Genomic DNA, 22016 nt, shown 5'->3' with positions numbered 1-22016 from the left:
CGATGGAAGAACAGGTATTCGGCGGCGACCATGAGCAGGTCGCGCGGCCAGCGCGCCCGGTGTGGCAGGCGATCAAGCGCGGCCTGTTTTGCAAATGCCCGAACTGCGGCCAGGGCAAGCTGTTTGCGTCCTTCGTCAAGACCGTCGACCAGTGCGACGTCTGCCACGAAGAGATCTTCCATCACCGCGCCGACGACCTGCCTGCCTATCTGGTGGTCGTCATCGTCGGACATATCGTCGTCGGCGCCTTCATGGCCGTCGAGTCGACCAGCACGCTGGCGCTGTGGCAACATCTCTTGATCTGGGTGCCCCTGACGATCTTCTCCGCACTCGCCCTGCTGCGACCGATGAAAGGCGCGGTCGTCGGCATGCAATGGGCGATGTACATGCACGGCTTTGGTGGCGAAGACGACGTGATCGAGGCGCATCCCGAGGCCTGAACGAGCGCTGGCGCAATGACCTGCGGCAAGCAAGCGCTTCCGTCCGCTCCGACATTCCGTTAGGACAGCCGCGATGGATGGCATTAGCAAAGCAGAACTCGACAGGCTCGAAGCCAAGGAGATGGCCAAGAGCCCTGCCCCCTTGCGGCCGCGCGACGCGGCCACGTTGATCCTGCTCGACCGCAAGGGCAACGACGTGCTGGTTCTGATGGGGCGGCGCCACATGAAGCATGCCTTCATGCCCGGAAAATTCGTCTTTCCAGGCGGCCGCACCGACCCGGCAGACAGCCGCATCGCTGTCGCCGACGAGCTGCATCCCGACGAAGCCGAGAAGCTGCGCGCCGGCACTGGCCGCGTCAGCGTCGCTCGCGCCCGGGCGATAGCGCTTTCGGCGATTCGCGAGACCTATGAGGAAGCGGGGCTGTTGATCGGCCGGCGCGCTGCGTTTTCGACCACCAAGGCCGATTGGCAGGGGTTTGCCGAGCATGGCGTAGCGCCGGCCTTGGCCTCCTTGCGCTTCATCGCGCGTGCGGTCACCCCTCCGGGACGTGTCCGCCGCTTCGACACGCGCTTCTTGTCGGCCTGGCGCAGTGACGTTGCGGTCGAACTCCCCGATGGGGGGCCGACCAACGAACTGGAAGAACTGGTCTGGCTGCCGCTGGCAGACGCCATGCAGGCTGACATACCGGCGATCACCCAGTCGGTTCTCGGCGATCTCCGGCAGCGGCTTTCGGTAGACCCTGACCTCAAGCCAGGTGGCGAAGTGCCGTTCTACCGCATGTTCAACCAACGTTTCCGCCGCGACATCCTTTAGGCTTTGCATGACCGAGACCATCCACCAGGCTGAAAGCGTGGAACGCGTGCACTGGCGCTCGATTTCAGCAGCGATCGCCTCGATCAGCGTTGTCGGCGTCGCTATCGGACTGGGCATACCCCTGCTCAGCGTCATCCTCGAATCGCGCGGCTATTCACCTTCGATGATCGGCCTCAATACGGCGATCGCCGGCGTTGCATCCATTGCAGCCGCACCGCTCGCCACGCCGATCGCCATGCGTTTTGGCGTCGTGTGGACGATGCTCGCCATGATTCTCCTCGGTGCGGTGGCCTTTGTCGGCTTCTATTTCGCGCAATCCTTCTGGATGTGGTTTCCCTTGCGCGCCGTGCTGCATTTCGCGCTGACAGTCCTGTTCATCCTCTCCGAGTTCTGGATCAGCACCTGCGCCCCGCCACATCGGCGCGGCCTGGTGCTCGGCATCTACGCCACCGTGCTGTCGCTCGGTTTCGCCGCAGGCCCGTGGCTTTTCTCGCAGATCGGCAGCACCGGCTTCCTGCCGTTCGGGCTGACCTTCGGTTTCGTCATGATCGCTGCGATTCCGGTGCTTCTGGCGCGCAGCGAGAGCCCCAAGATCGTCTCCGAGGGCGGTAAGGGTGGTTTCTTCCGCTACATCTGGATCGTGCCGACCGCGACCGCCGCTGTGCTTGTCTTCGGCGCGGTCGAGACAGGCGGCTTTGCGCTGTTTCCGATCTATGGCCAACGCGTTGGCTATTCCGAGGCCGACGCCGCCCTTTTGCTCACCATGATTGGCCTTGGCAATTTCATGCTGCAGATTCCCATCGGCATGCTGAGCGACCGCATTGGCGATCGCCGCAAGCTTTTGCTGATATGCGCGCTTGTCGGCCTGGCCGGAACGCTCGCAATGCCGCTTCTGACGGTCAACTGGCACCTGATGGCGGGCATGCTGTTTGTCTGGGGCGGCGTGGTTGCTGCGCTCTACACCGTCGGCCTCGCCCATCTGGGAGCACAGCTCTCAGGCCGCGACCTTGCCTCGGCCAACGCTGCCTTCATCTTCTGCTACGGCCTTGGGATGATTCTGGGACCACAGGTGATCGGTATATTCATGGACGTGTTCGGACCCAACGGATTCGGTTGGGCGCTCGCTGTGTTCTTTGGCGGATATATCGCCATCGGACTGGGCCGAATTGCCGCGAAATCGCGGTCATAACGCTCCAAGGCTTGACTTTCCGGGTACGTTCTTTATGTGTCCCGCAGGTTTTCCGCGTCCGGGTTGTTTTCCCGTCCTGAGGCGGGTGCAACTCCAGATAATTAACGGACGAGAATCATGGCCAAGGCTGCAAACATCAAGATCAAGCTTCTGTCGACCGCCGACACCGGTTTCTTCTACGTGACGAGCAAGAACAGCCGCACGAAGACGGAAAAGCTGTCGTTCCGCAAGTACGACCCGGTTGCCCGCAAGCATGTCGAATTCAAGGAAACCAAGATCAAGTAATCTGGTTGCCTTCAGGAATTCCAAAACGCCGCCCATCGGGCGGCGTTTTTGTTTCTTAAGTCGTTGATTTTATTGACATCGACACCCTTCACCCTAACGCTGCTCATAACCACCTGCCGCAACACATCGTCTTCGGACTTCGGCTGATCACGGGCCGCGGTCGGTGGCGGGCCGGTGGTGGATCAAAGACAAAATTTCGTCTTTGATCGGCCCTGATTGCCGATTGGTAGCCGGCAAGTATCAGAAATCTTTGCGATAGATTATCAGGGTGGTCTTTGCCGCCGTCAGCGCGGCGGCGTCGTGGCACCCGAGGTCAAGCGGCGAGTAGCTCAGCCTGACGAATTTGCGGCCGTATGCGCAGCGCCCTTGCTGCACTACGAACAACTGCGCCGCGAGGACGCGCTTCTGTCGCATGGTCAGGCGCAAGATAGGCCCCCAGCACTGTTCGAACCGGCCTTTCGGCGCAGTCGAAGGTAACGGTGTACATTTCCCGGCCTGCGAACGTGTAGTCGCAGGCCGTAACAACGCCCAGCATGTCGCCTAATCTCACGATCTGGTCGACGGCGAAGCAGAAGGCGCTCGGTCTTAATAATCTCTCCGCGGGGGCCAGTTGGTGCATTCGGGTCTCCTCTGGTTGATAGGTCGCTGCAAAAGCGGTATGTAATTAAAAAACACCAACCGCGATGCAATGTCAACGTAAAATAATGACATTGTTGTTTTTTAATGAGGAACCACACATCATGAACCCTGCGCAATGCCGCGCTGCTCGGGCGCTGGTAAACTGGACGCAGCCGCAGCTTGCAGACGCGGCCGGGGTGTCGCCGTCCACACTTCGGGATTTCGAATCGGGTAAACGCACCCCTATCGCTAACAATCTGAACGCTATCCGCTCAGCCCTCGAAACGGTCGGGGTGGTTTTCCTAGAGGGTGGCGACCCTTCTGCAGGCCCTGGCGTTTCGCTGAAGGATTGACCTACGCCCCACCCGCGATATTGTCGCGCGGGCAGGGGTATTTCATGGCGCAGATTCTAGACTATCTTGAACAAAAGACGATCGACGAGACGACGTCCGGCGAATTATTTCGAATGAATATTCGCGGCGGGCTGGCGGTCTGCGTCAACATACTTCGGACTGACAGTGGAAGCATCCTTGTCGGCGCACTGAAATCTGATGAGAACGACCACCCAATCTGGTTCAACGCCTCATCTAACGCGGTGTGTTACTCCTACGGAACGGACTGGGCGATCGAGCCAGAGTATGCCGCTGAGTCATTCCCAAAGAACCAGGCTCTAGAAGAGACGAGAAAGGTACTCTTTCTTCAATCTGACGCTGCCGTCTTGCGTTTCGACGCCCCGGGACGCGGCGGTAGCGAATTCGACGCTATAGAAGCCGACCTTGGCGGTGCGGGGCGTGTCAGCCGGGCCGACACAGCATTGCCCGTGCGCAAGTGGCGGATATGGCAAGACCCCGAAGCCCGTGGCAGGACGGGCGCGGAGCCGGTCGTTTCGTTTGGCTAGCGTGATCGAAGTGAAAATAATTTCGGTACCGCAACGATTTTGGGCTTGAACATTCCTCCGGCGTCTCCCATCTCCACATAGACTTACGAAATAGCCGCGTGTGTTTGAGGGGATCACCCAAGGCTTGGAAAAAACCCCTCAAAGCAAGGCTGGATGTGACGGATAGCGGCTACCTAAGGTCTGCCGTCACCCTAGAGATGGAGAGACGCATTGCGCCTTCTCATAATTCTCGAGACCAGCCAGCCGACGAAGCAGTCGCGATTTGGCCTCGACCTTCGGGTCGATCTGGTTTCGATCGCGATGGTACTTAGCCGGCTGTTCTAAAGATCAGGCCCTCCTGCTTTGTCAGGGGGGCCTTTTCTTTGGTTGCAAAGCAATCATTGACCTCCACCCTACCCCCGCTATCCTTCAGCTAACCGTCCCACCAAGCGGTCATCACCACACTGAGGAGAAAACAGCAGCACTAGCGCGAGGCCGCGCTATGGAAACATGGGGAAATGGAAGTGGCGGCTGACGGCTCGAACCTCGAACCAAGACTCCTTTCCCGCCAGGAGGTAGCTGCCTATTGCGGCTGCAGTACCGCGACATTCTCAGGATGGGTTGCGGCCGGGCACATGCCGACGCCGGTTTTCGGGTCTAAGCGATGGGACGAGAAGGCAATCGACGACCGGCTGGACAAAGCGTCTGGGCTGGTCAAGGACAATATAGTCGCTGGTGAAAGTGCTCTGGATCGGTTTCTGAGGACCGGAAAATGAGCGATGTCCTCCCCACCGTCTATACTGCAGAGGAAGCCGCCGCGCGGCTCAAGCTGACCAAGCGTGCCGTTATTACTTATGGGAAGCGCTACGGCCTTTGTGCCGTCTATGGCCGCAAAGTGATCTTCACAGGGCAGCAACTAGTCGAGCTGCTTGAAGCTATGCGCTACAAGCCAGATTCCACCGTTGAGGAACGCTATTCAGCGGCATACCGAAGCGCCCTGGCTCTAAAGGATATGCGTGCGCTGCTAGACGAGCAGCAGGCAGTGCGTCAACGAAAGCAGCAAGAGCGGCGAGACCAATTGGCGCGCGAACGCGAAGCGCGACGGCAGAGAGAGTCAACAGAGCGCGAAGCCCGCCTTCAAGTGAAACGGCAGGCTGCTATCGCAAAGCGAGAACACAAGTTCGCCAAGGCTCAGCAGAAGAAGATGGAGCACCTCGACGAGAAAAACCGGGATCCTGCATACTGGACCCCGGAGCGAAAACGGCAACTCCGCCAGGGGCGCAAAGCCAGGCTGGAAGCAATTGAAAGGGATGCAAAATGACCGACGCCGAACGCGTTGAAGAACTCGAGGCCAAATCCGGCCAAGCCTACCAGGTCATCGGGTGGCTCCTACCACGCAAGACAGCAAAATTGCCTCTTGAAAGCCCCTATGCGGATACATATGTCAGGGATGTTGACGCTTCTCCTCCCAGAGCGCCAACCCAAGCGGCCTTATCCTCCTCCCAAAGGCCGCTTCCTTATCAAGCCCGTTGCGACCTCCTCCCCGCAGCGGGCTTTTTCTTTGGTCACCACCCGTTCGCATTTCGAGCATACGGGTTCGCGCCCTGTTTGTTCGTCGGCGGGTGATGCCTGAAGGATGTCAGGGTTGACCCGCACATGGTGCACCTAAACTTGCCAAACAGGTCTTCGTGCATGCAGCGATGGTCCCGGCCAAGCTGGGCGGCGAGCGCCTCCAGATTGACTATGCCCTTGTGATTGCAACGCTGGCCGTCGATGTCGCTTTGCTCGCAATACACCCACAATTCGTGCCCGCCATCGAGAAGTTGACCCAAGGTGTCGAAGGTCATCCTACCGCCCTCGCCGCATCAGCCGACGACACCGGCGGAAACTTCCACACCACCCGAACGTCACGAGAGCCACAACGGGGGCATCGTAGCCGCTGTGAGAGGCGCGCTATAGGGAAGTCTCGGCCGCGCGTGACGACCAGCGTCTCCATGTCGAGATCCTTGCGGTAGTGGCATTCCCGCCCACGCTTCATTCCCTTTGTGTACGGACCGAACGCGCAAGCCATCCACACGGATGCACTGTGCGTCCAAGCCTCTCCTATCGTCTCTATCTGCATGAGAACAAAATAGGAACAAATGCCTTGCGGTGTCAATTCACATCGCGGGTAGGCAGCGGCAAATCGACCGTTTATCTAGCTGATAATATGCTGAACCTCGCGTTGTCTCACTTCCATTTATTCCATAGAGTTGGAAAGGGAACTATGGCCTTTTGAGAGACGTTCGTATGAGCAATGCTAGTACCGATAAGGCAAAGGAAGAAGAGCGAGAGCAGTCTCTTGCCCTCAATGATTTTCTCGAAAAAACACATCCGTCGGTAGAGAAACAGGTCTATGGTCTGTGGGAAACCGATACGGGTTCGGGTTACAAGAGGCGGAGGATAACTTACTCCGACATACGCCTACACTGCTCCGGCAAGTGCAACGGTGAGCGAACGTTCCGGTGCTCCAATGACAGTGTTACTTCGTGGGAGAACCAGATTGTGAACGCGCATCCGATCTACCGCTGTGGTGACTGCCAAGAAGACACGAAACAGTATGCGCTTCGCATTGCCTTCGGCGAAAATGGAGATGGCCACCTCTACAAGTACGGAGAATACCCCGCGTTTGGTATCCCGGTTTCTAACCGCCTTCTCCGCCTGTTTGGCCAGGCTGACGCAACGCTCTTTCTCAAGGGAAGGCAGTGCGAGAACCTTGGGTACGGTATAGCTGCCTTTGCCTACTATCGACGTGTCGTTGAGAATCACAAAAGCGACCTGTTCGACGAGATCATCAAGGTCTGCGAGACAGTAGGCGCAGCAGTGGAACTGGTGGAGGAGCTCAAGGCGGCCAAGAAGGAAATTTCCTTTTCCAAGTCCCTAGAGAAGATCAAGACAGGCTTACCACAGGGCTTGCTCATCGATGGGCACAATCCCCTCAATGCGCTTCATGGAGCCCTAAGCGTCGGGCTTCATGGCGAAAGCGATGAAGACTGCCTCGAGAACGCCCAAGCCGTCCGGCTTGTTCTCAGCGATCTTATTGAGCGGATCGCGCTGCTCAAGCAGGAGAACAAACAGCTAACTACAGCCGTTCAACGTCTTTTGCAGAAGAGAAAATGAGCCGACCGCGCTACGGTTGACGTCTTACGCCGACCTCAGACAGGCTCCGCGCCCATGTGCAACCTCTACAACATCACCAGCACCCAAGACGCCATTCGTGGACTGGCCAAGCTGTTCGACGATATCGCGGGCAACCTCGAGCCATCGCTCGACGTCTACCCCGGCCGCAACGGCCCGGTGGTGAGAAAGGTCGATGGGCGCCGTCAGCTCGCAATGTTGAACTGGGGCATGCCGACCTCATCGAGAGTAATGTTCGATGCTACCAAGAAGCGCGCGCAGAAGCTCCAGGCGAAGGGCCAGACGGTCGACTTCAACGACCTCCTTGCCAAAGAACCCGATCGCGGGGTTACCAATATCCGGGAAACCAAAAGCAAGCATTGGGCGCCCTGGCTAGGCGTCGAAAATCGCTGCGTCGTCCCATTCACAAGCTTCGCTGAGCCAAGCCCGACGGAAGGCGACAAAGATCCCGACACAGGCCAGCATCGCAATTTCTGGTTCGCGCTCAACGAAACCAAGCCGCTGGCTGTGTTCGCAGGGCTCTGGACACCTTGGCGAGGGGCCCGAACCATCCGCGACGGCGTGCTCGATTGGGAGGTTTATGCCTTTCTGACAACCTCGCCCAATGCGGTAGTCGCACCAATCCACGAAAAGGCGATGCCGGTCATTCTGACCACGGCCAAGGAGATCGAGACCTGGCTGTCTGCACCATGGGACGAAGCAAAAGCGCTGCAACGCCCCCTGCCCGCCGAAATGCTGAAAGTTGTTGATCTCCCACTAACCCAGATCGCTCTGGGTCAAGCCCAGTATCAGACTAAGGCTTAGGAGGGGGTGGGACCGGATCTAGCAACGTCGGTTCCTCGGGCAACGTGCCGTCTGGTGTTATTTCATCTACGACTTTGGGGAGGTCGACGGCTAGGCGGTCAAGAATTTCCTGCCTCGACATGCTCGTTTGCCTGACCAGAGATTCTAGCGTTTCCTCATCGATTGCGGCCTCTACATTTGCGGGACCAATTGGCTGATTTGTCCCCTTTCCAATCCAAGACTCGACTGCATCGCCCGAGCCAGCAGTCCGCAAGCGGTTTAAGAGGTCACTGAGCCCGCCCATTCCCCCTTTCACAGCTTGATCAAACACGCTCTCGTTCCCGCCGGGATTGTTAGGGTCAGTGTTTGGCGAACTGACTTTTTTGATGATTTCGCCCAGCTTGTCGCGGTTTTGGTAAGCGAGGATACCCAACGCTGCGAGGGCTATTCGTCCGAGGCCGGCCATTTTCATCTCCTATGGTCATTCAGGCCATGAAGCGCTCGCGGCGGCATTTGGTTCCATAGAGCACCCGGGCACGGCAAGCCGGCGCCATGGATCGATTTAGGCCACTTGCACGTTTTAGCCTCTTCTAATCAAAGGAGGCCGATGTGCCAGAAGACGCGGTGAAGACGAGGCAAGGGAGAAAGCTGACAACGGCGCCCCAGGAATACGCGGTCGACGAATTCGCGCACAAATATCATCTCTCGCTGGGCGAGGCTGCTGCGATGATCCAGCGCTATGGACCCTCTCGAAGCAAACTCGACGCAATAATTTCTCAGCGCCTCTATGGCTGAATGGCGATTCATCCCGCCTTGCATCCCGACACTGGTCGACAAGCCGCCTGAGGGCGATGCCTGGTCGCATGAGATCAAATACGACGGCTACCGGACCCAGATCCACCTAGCTAAGGGCCATGCTGTCGCGTTCACCCGCAACGGCCACGACTGGTCGATGAAATATGCCTCAGTGCTGGCCGCCGTGCGCTCCCTGATCAAACGCGACGCTATCCTCGACGGCGAGATGGTGGTGCAGGACGAGACCGGCCGAACCGACTTCGCCAGGCTTGCCAGCGCGATCACATGGGAGAGCGCCAGCCTGGTGTTCTATGCCTTCGACCTGGTTGGCTTGGATGGCAACGACTTGCGCAAGCAGCGATGTGACGACAGACGCGCCCGGCTACACGAGCTCATAGGCGACCCGCGACCAGACTCAGCCATTCAATTCAGCCAGGCGTTCGAAGGCTCAGGGGCCGAGTTCTTCGCAGCGGCGGAGGCGATGGACCTTGAAGGCATCGTCTCGAAGCGCAAGGCGAGCATCTACCGCGGCGGCTACAGCAAGGACTGGCTAAAGACGAAGGCCTACATCACCCGCGAATTCGTCGTCATTGGATACGAACAAAAGCGGGGCGAGGCCCCTTCCCTGCTACTGGCCGATATGGCCGACGGGCAACTGCGCTATGTCGGCCGAGCCATCCCGGCAATCGGCGGGAAACAACGCGGCGAGCTATGGGAGGCGCTGGACTATCTCGAGGATGCCCAGTTTGCTGCATCGATCGGCACCGGCAACAAGAGCGCGAAGCCCGTCCAGYCGGTCTTGCGTGTCATGGCCAAGCATTTGCGAGGCGAGGACAAGCTGCGGCATGCGACGGTTACTGAGGTGTTGGTGCCTTAGACCCGTCCCGCGAAGAAGATTTTTTGAGAATTATTTCTCGAAGCAGATCGAGAAATTTCAATCACTTAAGAGCAAAAGCCTTAATAGTTATTCACACATTCCCCTACCAACCCTTAAACCGCCGAGCCTCGCGGGCTTGCACGACTCAGACACTCAAGCCTATGATTCTAAATCGGCACCGAAAAAACGTTTCCTGAATTTCTTAATGGAGACGTGCGCATGCCGAAGACCCCTCCCCGCAAATCACAGAAGAGCCGCAAAAGAATTCGGTGGTATTACCGCATCGACATTGTTGCGGCCATCGCCATTGCGAAGAGCCTTGTCGCGATCGGCCTGGATGTTCTGCGGTTCTTTACGTGACATGAAGCTATACCCAATTCGCAAACCGGGTATAGCTTGGTTCCCGCCCGTGGATTCGAACCACGATTCACGGCGTCAAAGGCCGATGTCCTACCGTTAGACGAAGCGGGAAAACTACATGCTAGCTACAGCAAGTTGGTACGCAACAGTAATAGCCGTTCCGTTAACGCTGGTCCTTGCAGGCCTATGCCTGCGGGACCGGGAATGGTTCAAGGCAGGGCTTGGCATCGTGGCTGCTATTCTCGCTGCAACGAGGCTCTTAGCGGGCGGCTAGCCCGCCCCAACCATCTGCTGCACCACTCGCCGCGCCTTGCCGCGAAGCTCGGAGCACTGACCGTAACCAGACTTTATTAAGGCCGTTCCATTTTCAAAGCGCGTCAATCGCCAAATCTGGCGATAGACGGCTCTCGGTTGGAAGGGGCATTCTCTGCTTTTCAGAGAGGTGTCCAACGTGAAGCCTATCACTTCCGTCCTGGCAGAGGATGACACGACCATCTGGAAGCTTGTCGTCAATTGGGAGCGACGGTGCATCTATGTCGGCACAGGGCGTCCACCCTACAAGCGGCTGTCCATTGATGAACTGCTTGCGATGGAGCCGCCAAACACTTTGCAGCTTCAGGCCCGCGACAAGCTGATGTCGATGATGTTGGATGCCATTTGCAATAACTAGGCGCGAAACAAAAAGCCCCGCCGTAGCGGGGGCGTGTCAATGTCCTGCCTATCCCAGTACCGTTGAACGCTGGCAACACGCCAAGAATGCAAAAAACCCCGCCACTCATAGGGTGGTGACGGGGCTCTTGATTGATCAGGCTTTAAGGACGCGGTCTTCGATACATTTCCGCCAAGCCATGGTCGCGCAGCAAGGTTAATCGCCGGTAAATCTACGTCGGCGGCGGATGCAGGCGGGGGCATGCGACCGTGACAGAGATACGGGTTCCGTGACGCAGAAACGGCCTGCCGAACTAAGGTCGACAGACCGTTCCTCACGGCGCCCTCAGATACTGCTGGGAGCCATTATACGCGCGCGCATAATAATATTGCCACTGAATGCAAATTTGAAGGCCTGCCGGCGGGCGGCCGACAGGCCCATGCTGGAGCGCGACAGCCATTGAGGGGATGGCCGGCGCCCACGGACTTTTAGTTCCATCATTTGCGGCATGATGGAATCCGCGTGACCTAACGATGAGTGCTCATTTGGGTTCCCTTAAACAGAGAACTCCCGTCCCTACACAACGTTTTATTGACCGCCGCGCGCCCAGCACCCATTTAAGGCGGATGACGAAAACTCCGTACGTTATCGCCCTGGCCGTCGCTATCGGACTTATCGCGGTGCTTCTGGTGTCCCCTAAAAGCCTGCGTCTGATACCCGATGAAAAGCCGTCCGAAGTTTCGGCGGTGTCTCCCATCCGGTAAAATCGGGTTCGCACAAAAACAAAAAACCCCCGTCACCCTAAAGGTGGCGGGGTAAGGTATCCTGCCCAACGTTTCGTTAGCGAGCGCTAAAAGCACATGATGACCGAGTGGCAGACGCAAGGACGGCAGCCGCTGGCTCTACCAACGCCTATACGGCTCGCACGCGATGCCGTCGTTATCCGCATCGTGAGATGGCCAGTAGCCTGGCTGACCACGCCTAGCGGGCGCGAGTCCAACTGCGCGAGCCGCTGCACAATTCGGTGAAGAAGCGAGGTGCCTAACGGCATCAGAGGCCGTGTCGATGCGGACCCGTTGCAGCGGCTTCCATGCAAGCAGAGCGATAAGAGCCGCCAGGGCGGTGACAACGACAGGCCACCACATCGCGCGCTTGACACGCGCCACCCGCTCGCGCCACCGGCGAGTGCGTTGTGCGGCTCTCTTGCGGCGAACCTCTTCTTCGAAGTTGTGTTGCCGCGCACCGCGCCAGTTGCCTTGGTATTCAGACATGCCCCCAGAAATGGCAGGCAAAATGAAACTGGCGGTTGCGACCGATGCTACAATTTTAGCAACTACTGCCTCGCCCTTGGCGCCGGCTTGCCGTGGCTCTCCCACATACGATCGATCCGTAGGTTGGTGCCTTCGACTGCGGTTTTCACCGCGCCAATGGCTTCCATCACTTGGTCGGTCGCTTCGCGGTGGCCCTGTTTGCTGACGTAGGTCTCTGCGACGTGGAGCTTGTGCGCGGCAAGGTCGATCTGGGCTTGCTCGCCCTTGCCCGACGCTTCCCGAATGAGCCCCCAGATGCGCCAGAACGCACCGAAGATGGCGCCGATGATTAGCAGCACAAAGCCAACCATGCTTTCCGTGATGATCATCCGACAAGCCCCCTCGCCGCAACTCCTAGCCACAGCACGGCCAGCCACAACCGCCCGCTCACGGTCGCACCCCACACAGCGTTTCCAGCTTGGTGTTCTCGGCCAAAATCTGGCTCTTCGTGCCTTCGGTCAGGCGATCCTCGACGCTCGGGCGCACTGGCCGCGCAACGTCGCAATAGTTAGTCACGCATCCACCTGCGAAGGCGAGCGTCGACAGCAGCAGGATCGAGGCGACCCACTTCATCTTCGACATGTCTAGCTTTCTGAATTGATTTGAGCCGGTCTTCGGTCTGGCGCGTAGCCGCGTCCTGCCGGCCTTTGGTGTAGGCGGCGCCAATAACCATGGCGGCCAAGCCTATAGCGGCGAGCCAGCCCGCTATGCGTGAGCGGGCTGCGGTCCAAAGAGCAATCATGCCGTCGCCTCTTTCAGACGCTTGATCTCCACCCTGCCCGACGCCACCAGCCAAATGCCGACGCCTGCCGCGACGAGGACCAGCGCCAGCGCTGCGAAGCCCCACGGCCCGCCTGTGAACGCCGCAAGACCACCGCCCGACAGAAGGCCGGTTAGGATGGTCCAGAGCGACTTGCTCTCGGCGACCGGCTTGTCGTCGGGCTGGGCTGCTTCGGGCGCGACACTGGTTTTGACGTCACGCGCAGCAGTCAGGCTGTCGAGGAAGTTCCGGTAGTAGATTACGATCAGGCTGGCTTTGTCCTTGCCATTGACGATCGCGCGCGCACCTTCAGCGTCTTCCTTGCCGCTGCCGAAGTAGTCAGCCAGGCGCTTGCCTGTGAACCCGCCTGTGGTCATGCCGTCGAACATGACACGCACCGCCGTCGCGAGATCCATGCCCGGCTTCACGTCGAACTTCGTGAAGTTCTCCTTGCCGGTTAGCTGCGGTAGGCCGTCGCCACGGTAAGTCCACCCGTCGTCGGGGCCGGTGTTCCCCATGCGCCCGCCATAGACCTTGTTGGCCAAAGCGCGCGGGTTGCGGACAAACGGCTGTGCGGACTTGAGGGTTGGAAAGCGCGTCGGCCAGGTCTTTTTGATCTGGGCCGCGCTCGTATAGTTCAGGTTTTCGCGAAGCGGCTGCATCTTGCCGCCGGTCTCGTGGAACGCCGTGGCCAGCATGTAGGCCAGATGCTGGTCAGGCGTCCTGCGGCGCACCGCCTCTGCCAGTACAGCCTCGAGGCCGGCGATCTGCTTGGTATCAAGGCGGCCGCCAAAAGGCGCGCGCCTCGCATACGCGAAGAACGTTGTCTTGTTCATATTGGGTCTCTTTGGAAGGGGTGCGAACGGATGGAACCGGTGCCGGCCCTATTGAGTTGAATCCGCCAAGGAGGCGCGGACATTCGGCGTATTTGGAAGCCGCCGCGAAAACGGAAATGACCTATGAAGACGTCTTCATCATCGGAGTAGTCGGGGCGTGCGTAGGTGTCGCCTTGATCGCCTTCACCCTAATATTTGGGATCTGAGAGTGACCTGGCACGCCTCGCTTGCGCTCATTGGTGACGGATAATGGAACGGTCTTTGATTTCGGGAATTGATTGAGAGGTAGCCTCCAGGAGCCCAATCATGCCGACGCCGATTGAACCGCGCCGACCCCAGGAATCCGAAAACAGCTTTGATTTCTATGTTGCTGCCGCCGTGATGGCTGCTGTTGCAATCTCGCTCCTTCTGGCTAGCCCCCCAAATTTCATGTTGGCAATCCTGCTGCTGCCGTAGTGACAGCTTCGGTCGTTTGTCGGCCAACCTGTCCATGGAACCCGTGCCCGCCCTATTGAGTTATGGGCGCCAAGGAGGCGCGGGCACTGGCCTACGGAGAAAGCCACCCTACCCGCGGCTAGCAGATGACTATCGAAGACACTGTTTTCGTCGTGGCGCTCGTCGCCGTGGCCAGCGCCATATTGTGGTTGGTCGGCCTGTAGCGAGGTATTAAATGACCTGGGCCGATTGGTTTTTTGTCGCCGTAGCATTTGGGACGGCGACCGCTATTCTCTGGCAGCTTGGGTATTGAGACGACGCAAGGCATGAACCAGAAGCGGGACCCGTTCGGTGAGATCGCGACCCTTATCGCGCATGCTGGCGCCCCGTTTCCGATCGTCGACGTCAAACGGCTGCTGTTGCGTGCCACAGGTTCGACCGCGGCCAACGAGGAAATTGCGGAAGCTGTTCGCCAGTTGCACCGCACTTTGTCGATATTGGCAGAGACCGTACGCGAGGAACCGAGCGGCTCGCCCAACTTTGTAAGACAAGATGCACTGGACGACCTCCGGGCCCTACAGGCTGCGTGCATCAGGCAACGGCGACAGGCTAAGCTCTAGTCTGTCCGTTGGCTAACTGGTTGGCCAGCCGGTGCCGATGTCAGCGTCAATCGCCGCCTGATCGCCGGCCACAACTACACACTCACTATGCGTTGGCCGACCTTAGCGGGTGCGGCGAATCTGTCTGCTTAACGGCTATATCGCATCAGCAACCACGAACAGCGAATCCACTGTCTCTTCGGAAAGCCAAAGCTCAAGGGCGATGGCCTGCAGGTATGGGTGGTCTCGATCGATGCGCGTTGCCTTGCGCCACCAGATGCGGACAGGCTCATAGGGGTATGCGTCGATCAAAGCATTCACCTGGCCGAGCAACACTCCGTCGTCGTAGCGATACAGCGCAATCTCGGCCTGCGCGGGCGAAACACTAGTTGGCACGACCGGACCCCGCTCCGCTTCTGCCTGTTCCTCTGCCAGCCTCGCAGCTATTTCATCGGCGGTCATGTCTACCAACTCGCCGTCTACGAACTTCTGCATGGTCACCCCCTTATCCCCGTCCAAACGATGTGTGCTTTGGCGATGTTTCCGACCGAGCAGAACAGTCGGATGGCATTGCGTGGGAGCAATAGACCGCCTTGCGAGAAAAGCTGACCAGCAACGAGATTGCTGGATTCCTGACGAACCGACGAAGCGCCAACGAGGTTGAAATAGTCGGTTTGATTGAAATCCGTGATAGTTAGCGAAAACACCGATTTCTGTGCCACGCCGTTGCCGACGCCGTTGATAATCTCAACCTTGGAAGCATTGGCATCGCCCAACCCGCCCGCTGCAGTGCCCGCGCTATAAACAAGTTGCCAAGGGTATGTTCCTGCAGCAGAATCATACGACGTGCCGTTGTTGGAACTTGTGCGAAGCCAGACATTCACATTATTGTTGAATGGCGCAATCCACCCCCTCACAATGATCGTGCGGTAAGCGCTCAATCCTGTCCGATCGATAGATGCGACCGCTGAGGTGATGATATCGGTCCCGATATGCTCTTCGACGGTACGGTCGAGTGCGGCCTGAAGGCTGGTGACGGTAGAGATGGCTTGCGAGCCGGTGTGGTTGGCGCGGGCAAGAACTTCAGCAACTGTTTTGCCGCCATCTTTGATAAGCTTGCCCGTTGTGCTGTTGAAGACTGCAATGCGATCAGATACGGCGCCAGCCGGCCCGACCACATCGCCTGTACCGGTTCCGTCCTGGCCTTTCACGGCCATAAGCTCCCAGAAGGCGTTGGCAGTCGCGGGTAAGGTCGGCGGAGCATTGCCAGTGGTCGCCTGAAGCGCCACCCAGCTTGATCCGCCATCCCGCACAACGTCACTTCGAATATAGGCGGTCGGGCCGCTGTATGCGCCACGGAAGGTGATGCTGTCGCCCTTGGCCGCCGTGACCTTCCAGACAGTTTGCCAATTGGCGCCAACGCCCGGCTCCGTGGCAGCGCCTGCGGTGTGCGCCACAAAGCAGCGGTACGACGTGCCGTTGCGGGTCAGGCCGTCGTTGTATTCGAAATTGGCGCCAAGCGACCAACCCGCCTCAATCCACCGCAAAGTCCCTGCCGGACCTTCCGGGCCAGTGAGGCCAAATGGCCCATCCCAGCCGCTTGCCGTGCGCCTGTAGATATCGAGGCCATAGCCGATTTCGACGCGCAGCCAGAGATAACCGGCAGCCGGAACCGGCGACAACGCATCCCGCTCGGCAAGCGTGCCTGCTCCATCGGGATGGATGCCTGCGAGCGACAGCTTGGTCAGTATCTGCGCCAGCCGGTCGTTGATCCATGCCGCACGAACGGCTTCTGAAGTCTCGCGCGCGATGGCGTAGGTGCCGCCGGCCGTTGTGCCCGGCCAACCGTAGGCAAGTGTCAGCGACGTGTCGCTCTCCACGCTGGCGATCGGCACCGACATGCCAGCAAAGCTGAACATGCCGCCCGTAACCAGCGCGACGTCCCACGCCGTGTCTGTGCCCGCCACAATAGGCGAGCCATTCGACACGGAAACCGTGCCGGTCAAATAAACCGAAGATGTCATGATTGGCCCTTATGAGGCTGAAGGGGATAGCGACGCCGCTAGGTGTCGAGGACGTTGTCCAAGACCCAGTACCGCCAGGTGGTGGGGACATTGACGGGGATGTTTTCGGGTATGCTTTTCGGCACGTATATCCAGAAACCGGTCGTATCGATTTCCAAGGAATAGTGCGGGTGGACGCGGGCGTATGACGTGCCGATAACCAAGTAGACCACCGGGGTAACATCGGCGCCGCCGTCAACGCGTAGGCCAGCAGCAAAGACCGCCGGAGGTCGCGTGAAGCCCTTTGAGAAGTTCACCCGCGCCCGCAGGTAGCGGTCGCTTGCCAAACCCGAATAATCGCTCACCGTCACAAGGTTGGTTTGGTACACGCGGGCTGCTACGCCGGTCGACGAGAAAAACATGTCCTTCTCAGCAGCAGTGTCGACGTCGTGCCCAGGGCGCGCGATCTTGATGCCGTTTTTGTTTATCCGCATCCTAGGCATCGGCGTTCCTCGTCAGCATGTAGTAGCAACCGTTGAGCGAAAAACGCGAACTGCTGTTTTTGACGAACCGCACCGAAAGCAGGCCCGGCGAATAGGTGGCGGTGATGGTGTTTTGGATGGTGTTGTATCCATTGGCCGTGTTCCCGCTGCCTTCGGACAGTTGGTAAGGGAACGAAATCTTGCTCTCATGGGAATCGGCGAACACATGGATGGTTGGTGTGACACCGATGTTTGGCACCGCCACGGATGCCGTCTGATCGCGAACGCCCGTGCCGACAAAACCCGCATAGGGACAGCCGACATATCCGAAGGCGAAGGGCTGCGAGAAAATGAAGCTCTCGTGTGCGACGAACTCATTCGAGGCCGCAAAATCGACATCGACGCCGGGCTTCGACACCCGAAAGATCGGCCCGGCACCGGATAGCCTGATGATGCCCCGCTTCATTGCACGCGCAACCTGTAGATCTGGTAGACGACATTGAAGACGGTGGCGTCGGGCGCCGTGCCTACGTGTCCGTTAGCCAGCCAAAGCCCACCCGGATAGACCGTGAATCTAGGCAAGGACGCGCTCGGGTAGACGTGGAGAAAGGCCGGATTGGTGCTTCCCGGCGTCCCGTTCTGGACAACCCCCAACGGCGTGTAGCCCAAGCTCGGCCAGGTGGCGATGTAGGCCCCGCCGCCACCCGGAATTGCGCCCGACCAAGAGCCCGATCGATAGATGAACAGCCCGCCGGCATCCTCGCTGTCGAAGATGACGGCATTGGGCGGCACATTGAGGTTGTTGGCGTCATAGCCCGGCTTCACAAAGCGCATACGCTTGGTGCCGCCGATGTCCTTGAGGAAGCCTCGCGACATTCAGTCAAACCACTCGATTGAACCTGTAGAAAGGGTGATGACGAACTTGCCGTCTGGGCTTCGGATCGTGCCGGCTGTGACTGTGCCAATGTTGGCCACGGCAAGCCGCAGGCCGCCCGCGTCGTAGACAAAAGGCAGCGCCGTGCCGGTGCCGTTGGTCAGGACAAGCTGGTCGGCAAACAGCACGATGCGTGAGAACGGGACGCCGCCAACGGAGCCAACCTCCCAGAGCGTGCCGGCGGTGATCCACCCGCTGCCCGTGGTCGCGCGCACCTGCAGGACAACGCTTGCCTGGACGTTGCCACCGCTGCCGGCTTGGGCCTGCATGCGCCAGAGACCATCCGCGGCAAGGTTGCCAACGCTGGCCGATACTGCTGTGTAGGCTGTCGCAAGTGCCTCAATCGCCCCGTCGATTTCTTCAATCGAGGCGCTGATGCCGGTAAGCGCACCAGCCGTGGCGCTGCGGAACCGAACAGAGACCGAGTTCTCGTCGACGATCACGCCAGCCGCGTCGGAAGCCGCCAGCGCCAGTTGCTCGAGGCGCGCGCGAAACTCGTCCGACTCCTGCGCAAGCTGAAGCAGGCGCTTGTAGACATCGTCGCGCAGGGCAGCGAGCCCGACTTCGACATCGGCAATGCGAATGTTCGGCGTTCGAACCGGCAGCCAGTCCGACCAAAGCGTTGGCCGGTCCCCGCCAGGCAGGTAGCGACCGCGAACCCCATAAAAGGTGTCGGGCAACAAGCCTTGGCTGATCTTGAGCGAGCCTGTCTCCGGCTGATCGGTGCGACCGCCATAGACAGTCGACAGATCTGCCGCCAACCGCACTTGGAACTCGATGCCGACGACGTCGACAAGCCGCCCTGCGGTATTATCCCACGTCAGCAGGATTGCCGGGCGCCGGTCCAGGCCGGCGTCGTCTTTGATGGTCGACGGTTCGGCGAACCAGTCAATGATTGGCTGTGGCTGTGGACGGATCGGGCCAACCGCACCGTCGACCGGCTCTTGGAAGTCGCCGCTGTCCCAGTCGTAGTCGGATGGATCAACTTCTGTGATGTCGATCATCACGTCGAGGCTGGCGCGATCGGCGACGCCGTCGATGCGGAACAGCTTGGCGATGTAGCCATTGCGTTCCGACGTCCACGACAGGACGCCGCCAGGCACCGCATACGGCCAGAACTCAGGCGGCAGGACCAATGTGTGCCGGCGAGCTCGCTGGCCTTCCTGCAGGGCTGACAGCATGAGCCGCTGCACCTGCTCGGCGTATGGCACGAAGTCCAACGGCACGTCGGCCATAAGCCGGCGGTTGCCGTGAAGCGCCTCCAAATCCGAACGGTAGAGCGGCGGTGCGGTCTTGGCTGCCCAGCCATCAGCCGGCGACGGATAGGTTGCCGAGATACCGTTGATGGTGTCGGCGAGCCCGAAGAACGGCGTGAACGACTGCTCTTCGGTCGACAGGATATCCCCGTCGGTGAACGAGAACGTCGGCAGGTCAGGTGCGCCGAGATAGATCGAATAGACGCCGCCAATCTCGGAAATGCGACCCTGGCACGATGTCAGGATTGCCTCGAGCGCGGACGCCAGCGGCGCTTCGATCTGGATTTCGCCGGCCGAGCGATAGGTAGGCTCAGGGCCGGACGCGCCACCGATGGTCGCGCGGCACTTGTTGATCTGGGCAATCCAGTTCGCAGCCGGCAAGCGAGCCGCGGCCAGGCCCTGCAGGCCATAGAACCACTTATTGCCGAAGGTCAGGCCGCGAAGCAGGTTGTAGGCCTGCACGGCTGGCAGATGATCGCCATCGCCGCCCCAAGTGTTTGGGGTGCTCCAACGGTGCGAGCCCGAACCACCAACGCTGGAATCGCGCGACGGGTCATAAAGTCGGGTGCCGCTGACGACGAATTTGAAGGACGGAATGCCAGAGAAGAGGTTCTTCGTGACCTTCGCCGTCACGATGGCGTAGGCGACGCCAAGTCCGACCCGCGTGCTTTCCCACTGGCGTTGGCCATTGGAGGCGGTCGAAACAAGGAACGGGTCGGCGGTCGTTTGCGTGCCGTCGTAGAACTTGACCCACAGGCTGTCGTGATACTCGTTGACGTTCCGGCCGTAGCCAGTGTCGGCGCCAAGCGTGCAGCGCTCGCCGTTCACCCAGACCTCATCGAGGCTGGCGATAGGCAGATCCGCAAGCGCGATAACCTGTGTCAGAAACGCATTTGGGGTGTCGTCGACATTGCCCCAGGTATTCGCCCAAACGAGCGAGCCGGCCGTTGCCGTCCTGCCCAGAATGAACGAGCGCGGAAGATCACCGCCCGCCTGTAATGAACCGTTGATGGAAAAGGTTGGGTCTTTGGGCTTGCCGGCTATCGACTGGGCAAGAAGGTTGAGGCCAATGCCGACCGCCGTCTTGAGGACGAACGAGCCAATTGCGCCAAGGCCGCCAATGAACGACGCAACGGCGCCGACCGCCGAAGCGATCGCCGAGAAAATTGCCATGATGTGCCTTGGTTTTGGTCGCAGGCCGAAGCCGCAGGCCGGGCGCCTAAAGCGCTTTCAGGAAGTGCGTCTCGACGGGCGCATATCCGCGCCGCTCGTACAAACCGGAGACGTCATTGGTGGCCAGCGAAGCCATGCCTATGGTGACGCAGCCCTGTTCGCGCGCCCAAGCCTCGTAGGCGTCGAGCATGCGGAGAGCGGAGCGGCCGCGCGCCGTTGGCGCGATGTACCAAACCGTTTCCTTGGCCCAGAGACCGGCGCCGAACGGATGCTCGAAAGCACGTGCCATGAGCACGCCTTGTGCGGGCTCGCCTAGAACTAGTACGAGGCCGTCGGCCATATGCTGCTTGAACAGGCGCTCGGCGTAGGCCGCTTGGAATGGGAAGGTGAAACAGGCAGCCGCGTGGCTTTCCTTGAGCAGGCGAACAACGGCAAGCCGGTCGCCCTCATTGGCGGGGCGCACCATCAGAAGATACCCAAAAACTTCTTGCGTTCCTTTTTCTGGGTTGGCACTTGGCCCTTGACCGAACCCCAGAAGATTTCCCAGCTATCGACCGTCGCGCTGTCCTTGAAGAACGTATCCGCCGCGCTGCGGAGCTTCTGCGTCTCGTGCGAGCGCGTATCGGGATTGGCTCGCGTCATCTCCTGCGTATGGCTGGCGCACGTCAGCGTGACGCTGCCTTCCTCGTTTTCGCTCGGGGTCTTGATTTCGATGGTGTCGACGAACCCGACAAACCGGCACTCGGCCGGCGCAACCATTTGGCGCGAATCCGGGTCAAACAGGCCGCGGTAAACCTCCACCCTCGCCTGTTTGCAATCATAGTCGCGCACAAGCCGTTCGACATGGTCGTCGACCTGGCTGAGCCGGAGGTTGACGTTCTGCACGGTGAGGTTCGATACGAGTGGGATGTCGTCGATCGCTACCAGCGTGCCTGAACCGAACCAGTCGCGCGTCACCTCAAGCCCGGTATCGGGATGAATGACCGACGCCGTCACATTGCCGACGTCAGACCACATGCCGTCGGTCACAGGGCCGCCCGTCACGCGGTTGCGGGCAACGATCCATAGGAAGTCGCGGGCAACCAAGGCGCGCGCCTGTAGGGCCGCCAGGTTGGCGGCTGAGATATTGCGCATGGGAATTGGAAACCTTCGAAAAGCCCCGCACTGGCCGGATGGTATGTGCTAAGGCGGGTCAACGTTTCGACGAGGAATCAGAATGCAGCAGAACCGCCTTTATCTGATAATCGGCGCATTGGTAGTCGCAGTGATCGTCCTTGGCGCTTATGTTCTGCGCGAACAAAACAAGCCCCAAGGAGTCGAAATCAAGCTGAATGAAAACGGCATTTCGGTTCAGCAGAACTGAC

Annotated in this window: 31 protein-coding genes and 1 tRNA gene; 16 read left to right on the top strand and 16 right to left on the bottom strand. The window is 59.5% G+C overall.

Features of this window, described 5'->3' with window-relative positions:
• The first annotated feature begins 2 nt into the window (after positions 1-2).
• From AC1DLV_RS20520 to rpmG, 4 genes are all read left to right on the top strand, one after another.
• Positions 3-440, top strand: a complete 438-nt coding sequence (locus tag AC1DLV_RS20520; protein ID WP_476836222.1) for a DUF983 domain-containing protein — start codon at positions 3-5, stop codon at positions 438-440.
• 73 nt (positions 441-513) lie between these two features.
• Positions 514-1254 (top strand): NUDIX hydrolase, encoded by a 741-nt coding sequence (locus AC1DLV_RS20515; RefSeq protein WP_476801771.1) that lies wholly within the window; start codon positions 514-516, stop codon positions 1252-1254.
• Between the two features lie 7 nt (positions 1255-1261).
• Positions 1262-2443: an MFS transporter gene (locus tag AC1DLV_RS20510; protein WP_476801770.1), complete on the top strand. Its 1182-nt coding sequence runs from the start codon at positions 1262-1264 to the stop codon at positions 2441-2443.
• 117 nt (positions 2444-2560) lie between these two features.
• Positions 2561-2728 (top strand): 50S ribosomal protein L33, encoded by a 168-nt coding sequence (gene rpmG, locus AC1DLV_RS20505; protein ID WP_250018653.1) that lies wholly within the window; start codon positions 2561-2563, stop codon positions 2726-2728.
• Between the two features lie 240 nt (positions 2729-2968).
• On the opposite strand, the gene AC1DLV_RS20500 is transcribed toward rpmG, so the two are convergent.
• Complete coding sequence (locus tag AC1DLV_RS20500; protein ID WP_476801769.1) at positions 2969-3154, bottom strand: hypothetical protein; 186 nt, start codon at positions 3152-3154, stop codon at positions 2969-2971.
• Positions 3155-3411: 257 nt separating this feature from the next.
• Between AC1DLV_RS20500 and AC1DLV_RS20495 the strand changes: the two genes are divergently transcribed.
• The 3 genes from AC1DLV_RS20495 (at position 3412) to AC1DLV_RS20485 (ending at position 5544) form a co-directional block, all read left to right on the top strand.
• Positions 3412-3699 carry a helix-turn-helix domain-containing protein gene (locus AC1DLV_RS20495; protein ID WP_476801768.1) on the top strand — a complete coding sequence of 96 codons (288 nt, stop codon included), beginning with the start codon at positions 3412-3414 and terminating at the stop codon, positions 3697-3699.
• Between the two features lie 44 nt (positions 3700-3743).
• Positions 3744-4244 carry a hypothetical protein gene (locus tag AC1DLV_RS20490; RefSeq protein WP_476801845.1) on the top strand — a complete coding sequence of 167 codons (501 nt, stop codon included), beginning with the start codon at positions 3744-3746 and terminating at the stop codon, positions 4242-4244.
• A 751-nt stretch (positions 4245-4995) separates the two neighbouring features.
• Positions 4996-5544 carry a hypothetical protein gene (locus tag AC1DLV_RS20485; RefSeq protein WP_476801767.1) on the top strand — a complete coding sequence of 183 codons (549 nt, stop codon included), beginning with the start codon at positions 4996-4998 and terminating at the stop codon, positions 5542-5544.
• 244 nt (positions 5545-5788) lie between these two features.
• Here AC1DLV_RS20485 and AC1DLV_RS20480 read toward each other — a convergent pair whose 3' ends face one another.
• Positions 5789-6070: a hypothetical protein gene (locus AC1DLV_RS20480; RefSeq protein WP_476801766.1), complete on the bottom strand. Its 282-nt coding sequence runs from the start codon at positions 6068-6070 to the stop codon at positions 5789-5791.
• A 442-nt stretch (positions 6071-6512) separates the two neighbouring features.
• On the opposite strand from AC1DLV_RS20480, the gene AC1DLV_RS20475 reads away from it, so the two are divergent.
• Entirely contained in the window at positions 6513-7382 is an 870-nt protein-coding gene (locus AC1DLV_RS20475) for a hypothetical protein (protein WP_476801765.1), read from the top strand.
• Positions 7383-7436: 54 nt separating this feature from the next.
• The gene (locus tag AC1DLV_RS20470) at positions 7437-8204 is read left to right on the top strand and encodes an SOS response-associated peptidase (RefSeq protein ID WP_476801764.1); all 768 of its coding nucleotides are present in this window, start codon (positions 7437-7439) and stop codon (positions 8202-8204) included.
• Here the strand turns inward: AC1DLV_RS20470 and AC1DLV_RS20465 are convergent.
• A complete protein-coding gene (locus AC1DLV_RS20465; RefSeq protein WP_476801763.1) occupies positions 8194-8649 on the bottom strand; it encodes a YidB family protein in 456 nt (151 codons plus the stop codon). The two genes, AC1DLV_RS20470 and AC1DLV_RS20465, sit on opposite strands and share 11 nt — an antisense overlap.
• Positions 8650-8792: 143 nt before the next feature.
• Between AC1DLV_RS20465 and AC1DLV_RS20460 the strand changes: the two genes are divergently transcribed.
• From AC1DLV_RS20460 to AC1DLV_RS20450, 3 genes are all read left to right on the top strand, one after another.
• Positions 8793-8978, top strand: a complete 186-nt coding sequence (locus AC1DLV_RS20460; protein WP_476801762.1) for a DUF3606 domain-containing protein — start codon at positions 8793-8795, stop codon at positions 8976-8978.
• Positions 8971-9855, top strand: a complete 885-nt coding sequence (locus AC1DLV_RS20455; RefSeq protein ID WP_476836221.1) for an ATP-dependent DNA ligase — start codon at positions 8971-8973, stop codon at positions 9853-9855. The genes AC1DLV_RS20460 and AC1DLV_RS20455 overlap by 8 nt, the downstream gene beginning before the upstream one ends.
• Before the next feature lie 219 nt (positions 9856-10074).
• Complete coding sequence (locus AC1DLV_RS20450) at positions 10075-10215, top strand: hypothetical protein (protein WP_476801760.1); 141 nt, start codon at positions 10075-10077, stop codon at positions 10213-10215.
• Between the two features lie 37 nt (positions 10216-10252).
• Here AC1DLV_RS20450 and AC1DLV_RS20445 read toward each other — a convergent pair.
• A tRNA-Gln gene (locus AC1DLV_RS20445) sits at positions 10253-10326 on the bottom strand.
• A 340-nt stretch (positions 10327-10666) separates the two neighbouring features.
• On the opposite strand from AC1DLV_RS20445, the gene AC1DLV_RS20440 reads away from it, so the two are divergent.
• A complete protein-coding gene (locus AC1DLV_RS20440; protein WP_476801759.1) occupies positions 10667-10885 on the top strand; it encodes a hypothetical protein in 219 nt (72 codons plus the stop codon).
• 881 nt (positions 10886-11766) lie between these two features.
• On the opposite strand, the gene AC1DLV_RS20435 is transcribed toward AC1DLV_RS20440, so the two are convergent.
• From AC1DLV_RS20435 to AC1DLV_RS20420, 4 genes are all read right to left on the bottom strand, one after another.
• Positions 11767-12009: an excalibur calcium-binding domain-containing protein gene (locus AC1DLV_RS20435; RefSeq protein ID WP_476801842.1), complete on the bottom strand. Its 243-nt coding sequence runs from the start codon at positions 12007-12009 to the stop codon at positions 11767-11769.
• Between the two features lie 188 nt (positions 12010-12197).
• Positions 12198-12503, bottom strand: coding sequence for a hypothetical protein (locus tag AC1DLV_RS20430; protein WP_476801758.1), 306 nt, complete (start codon positions 12501-12503; stop codon positions 12198-12200).
• A gap of 58 nt (positions 12504-12561) precedes the next feature.
• Positions 12562-12756: a hypothetical protein gene (locus tag AC1DLV_RS20425; protein ID WP_476801757.1), complete on the bottom strand. Its 195-nt coding sequence runs from the start codon at positions 12754-12756 to the stop codon at positions 12562-12564.
• Between the two features lie 156 nt (positions 12757-12912).
• Positions 12913-13770, bottom strand: a complete 858-nt coding sequence (locus AC1DLV_RS20420) for a chitinase (protein WP_476801756.1) — start codon at positions 13768-13770, stop codon at positions 12913-12915.
• 306 nt (positions 13771-14076) lie between these two features.
• On the opposite strand from AC1DLV_RS20420, the gene AC1DLV_RS20415 reads away from it, so the two are divergent.
• Complete coding sequence (locus tag AC1DLV_RS20415) at positions 14077-14226, top strand: hypothetical protein (protein WP_476801755.1); 150 nt, start codon at positions 14077-14079, stop codon at positions 14224-14226.
• A 305-nt stretch (positions 14227-14531) separates the two neighbouring features.
• Positions 14532-14825: a hypothetical protein gene (locus AC1DLV_RS20410; protein ID WP_476801754.1), complete on the top strand. Its 294-nt coding sequence runs from the start codon at positions 14532-14534 to the stop codon at positions 14823-14825.
• A 135-nt stretch (positions 14826-14960) separates the two neighbouring features.
• Here the strand turns inward: AC1DLV_RS20410 and AC1DLV_RS20405 are convergent, their stop codons facing one another.
• Genes AC1DLV_RS20405 through AC1DLV_RS20370 form a run of 8 tightly spaced genes read right to left on the bottom strand, consistent with a single transcriptional unit; the run spans position 14961 to position 21786 of the window.
• Positions 14961-15299: a hypothetical protein gene (locus AC1DLV_RS20405; protein WP_476801753.1), complete on the bottom strand. Its 339-nt coding sequence runs from the start codon at positions 15297-15299 to the stop codon at positions 14961-14963.
• Between the two features lie 2 nt (positions 15300-15301).
• Positions 15302-16810, bottom strand: a complete 1509-nt coding sequence (locus AC1DLV_RS20400) for a hypothetical protein (RefSeq protein ID WP_476801752.1) — start codon at positions 16808-16810, stop codon at positions 15302-15304.
• Positions 16811-16866: 56 nt separating this feature from the next.
• Positions 16867-17301: a hypothetical protein gene (locus AC1DLV_RS20395; RefSeq protein ID WP_476801751.1), complete on the bottom strand. Its 435-nt coding sequence runs from the start codon at positions 17299-17301 to the stop codon at positions 16867-16869.
• A 1-nt stretch (position 17302) separates the two neighbouring features.
• Complete coding sequence (locus AC1DLV_RS20390; protein ID WP_476801750.1) at positions 17303-17755, bottom strand: hypothetical protein; 453 nt, start codon at positions 17753-17755, stop codon at positions 17303-17305.
• A complete protein-coding gene (locus tag AC1DLV_RS20385) occupies positions 17752-18165 on the bottom strand; it encodes a hypothetical protein (protein ID WP_476801749.1) in 414 nt (137 codons plus the stop codon). The genes AC1DLV_RS20390 and AC1DLV_RS20385 overlap by 4 nt, the downstream gene beginning before the upstream one ends.
• Positions 18166-20652, bottom strand: coding sequence for a phage tail protein (locus AC1DLV_RS20380; RefSeq protein WP_476801748.1), 2487 nt, complete (start codon positions 20650-20652; stop codon positions 18166-18168). It lies immediately after the preceding gene.
• 46 nt (positions 20653-20698) lie between these two features.
• Complete coding sequence (locus tag AC1DLV_RS20375) at positions 20699-21118, bottom strand: N-acetyltransferase family protein (RefSeq protein WP_476801747.1); 420 nt, start codon at positions 21116-21118, stop codon at positions 20699-20701.
• A complete protein-coding gene (locus AC1DLV_RS20370; protein WP_476801746.1) occupies positions 21118-21786 on the bottom strand; it encodes a hypothetical protein in 669 nt (222 codons plus the stop codon). Before AC1DLV_RS20370 ends, AC1DLV_RS20375 begins: the two co-directional genes overlap by 1 nt.
• A gap of 82 nt (positions 21787-21868) precedes the next feature.
• Here AC1DLV_RS20370 and AC1DLV_RS20365 point away from each other — a divergent pair, with 82 nt between their 5' ends.
• Positions 21869-22015, top strand: coding sequence for a hypothetical protein (locus AC1DLV_RS20365; RefSeq protein ID WP_476801745.1), 147 nt, complete (start codon positions 21869-21871; stop codon positions 22013-22015).
• Position 22016 lies beyond the last annotated feature (1 nt).

The organism is Aminobacter sp. 01T433, from assembly GCF_056398585.1.
This window is presented reverse-complemented; position numbering and strand designations above follow the sequence as displayed.